The organism is Phormidium sp. CCY1219, from assembly GCF_055795085.1.
On the sequence record NZ_JAYFEQ010000561.1, the window covers coordinates 1 to 2,268 of the forward strand.

The window sequence follows — 2,268 nt, forward strand, 5'->3', positions numbered from 1 at the left end:
TAGGCTGGTCAGGTGGTTAGAAGTACAAGCCCCTGGCTTTAGACATGGGGTTGGTTTCTACGGAGTCCCTGACGGGGTATTATTCCTCCAGGGCAGCGGCTTCAGCTTCTTCCACCGATCGCAAACAGTCCATAAAGGCGCGCGCCTCGGGGTGTTGCGATCGGATAAATTCTCCTCGCGTCCCCAACTCCACCATTTTGCCATCATCCATCAACCCAATGCGCGAAGCAAGCAAGAAGGCTTCCTGAATGTCGTGGGTGACGAACACCACCGTTTTCCCAAGCTGCTGCTGCAACCGCCGAAACTCCTGTTGCAGTTCCACTCGGGTAATCGGATCGAGGGCCCCAAAGGGTTCGTCCATCAACATCACCGGGGGGTCGGCGGCGAGTGCCCGGGCAACCCCCACCCGCTGACGCTGACCCCCAGAGAGCTGACGGGGGTAGCGTTTGGCGAAATACTGCGGATCGAGTCCCACCAATTCCAGGAGTTCGCTGACTCGTTGGTGAATGCGATCGCTATCCCACCCCAACAACGAGGGTACGATCCCCACATTGCGCTCGATCGTAAAATGCGGAAACAAGCCATAGGCTTGAATCACATATCCGATTTTCCGGCGCAACTCAATCGCATCCCACCGCGTGGTAGGTTTTCCTTCCACCAGCACTTCCCCAGTGGTGGGGACGTACAGGTGATTGATTAACTTCATGGTGGTGGTTTTGCCGCTACCGCTGCGTCCCAGCAGTACCAAAGCTTCTCCCCGGCGGACTTTGAAGTTCAAATTAGAAACTAGGTTTCGCCGCTGTATTCGGTAGGAAACGTCGAGAAACTCGACAGCGTATTCGTTTTCGGATGACATCAATTATTTTTTGAACTCATACACAGCCAACAAGCCGTGGGACGCGCCCAAGCCCTGCTGTAAGTTCCATTCTACCTCCCTGAGCAAATAGGCCAGTTGCGGTTCCACTAAATTGGCGCGCGGATCGTCTATCCGCAAAGAAGGTGCCATTCTCACCGCTAGGCGAATGGTGCGGATGGCATCTTGTACCACCGGCGGATACCCTGCAAGTGGCTCGAGTTCTAATTTTTGCGGCGTGCGCCAGCGATCGAGTGCTTCGATGCAAGCGTACACTACCGCATTCCACGAATTTTGCAGGTTGTCGAAAAACCGATTCAAATGCGGGTGGTTCGGTTGGGGGTGGTACTCGAAAATCAACTGCGAGAGATCGGTGCGACAGTTGATTTGGTGCAGGGAGTTCACCGCCGCCCGGATCGGTGGCGCTTCCGGATTGAATTCTCGAGTGTTCATGTGCCGACCCACTAAAATGGAGCGATCGCACAGTCGCCGTCTGATAACTTTGGCTCCTTTGTCGGCGGCAATCTCCGTAATAAACCGATCGAATTCGGCTCCTCCCCAAAAGCGAATCGGAAACCGTTCTACTTCAATCTCCCCTTTGGCATCGGGCGGATAAATATACGACATGGAATAGGTATTCATCTTGCTCCCATTGTCGTTCGGGTTGCCCCAATATCCCGGCCACTCGTAGGAAAATCGCCCCAGCATATCGGCAACAAAAATGCCGCGATCTTCGATATGCTTGCAAATCTCTCCCACTAATTTTCCGAGGGCTTCATCGTTCAGGTGGGACAGCGCCCCGTAGGAGGAAAAGTAAACGTCATAGGGGGGTTCTCCCATCTCGATGGGCAGTCCTTCGCTGAGATCGGCTACCTCAAAACTGGCCTGCGATCGCTTCTCATGCAGGCTTTTGGCTTTCTCGATCATCGCCGGACTGATGTCTACCCCTTTGTAGTGGCTGATGTCGCGATAATCCAATACCTTTTCTAGCTCGGAATCTAGATTTCTCGCTCTTTGAGGCAAACTGGTCAAAATCCCCAGTCCTTCTCCCGCACCACATCCTAGGTCCATGACCCGAATTCCGCTGCTTGACTCGCGCTGACGCTCGACCACTGGCGCGAGAAACTGGCTCATTACCGTGCGGTTAAATCGATCTTCCCAGTAGCGCCGCACGTTATCGTGTTTTCCAAATAAACCGGGAGAATCGCTGTCATAAGCACCGATGGCGACAGCTTTGGCGTAGTTTTTCAGTACGTCTAGTTGTTTCATCGAAAATTAGGGGTTGGTAAGGGGGGCGAATGGAAACCTCTGTCATTTATGTATGGGGAGGAATTCGCCCCCCCCTTACATAAACAGCAGTCCGACAGGACTTCCTTTTTTTAGAAAGTACAAGGCTCCATTTCCCGGTGTACGAC

General features: G+C 53.4%; 2 protein-coding genes. Both read right to left on the reverse strand.

Features of this window, described 5'->3' with window-relative positions; translation table 11 throughout:
- Positions 1–79: 79 nt before the first annotated feature.
- Entirely contained in the window at positions 80–856 is a 777-nt protein-coding gene (locus AC0QH1_RS15555; RefSeq protein WP_324632114.1) for an ATP-binding cassette domain-containing protein, read from the reverse strand.
- Between the two features lie 3 nt (positions 857–859).
- Positions 860–2,122: a class I SAM-dependent methyltransferase gene (locus AC0QH1_RS15560; protein WP_324632115.1), complete on the reverse strand. Its 1,263-nt coding sequence runs from the start codon at positions 2,120–2,122 to the stop codon at positions 860–862.
- Between the last annotated feature and the right edge of the window lie 146 nt (positions 2,123–2,268).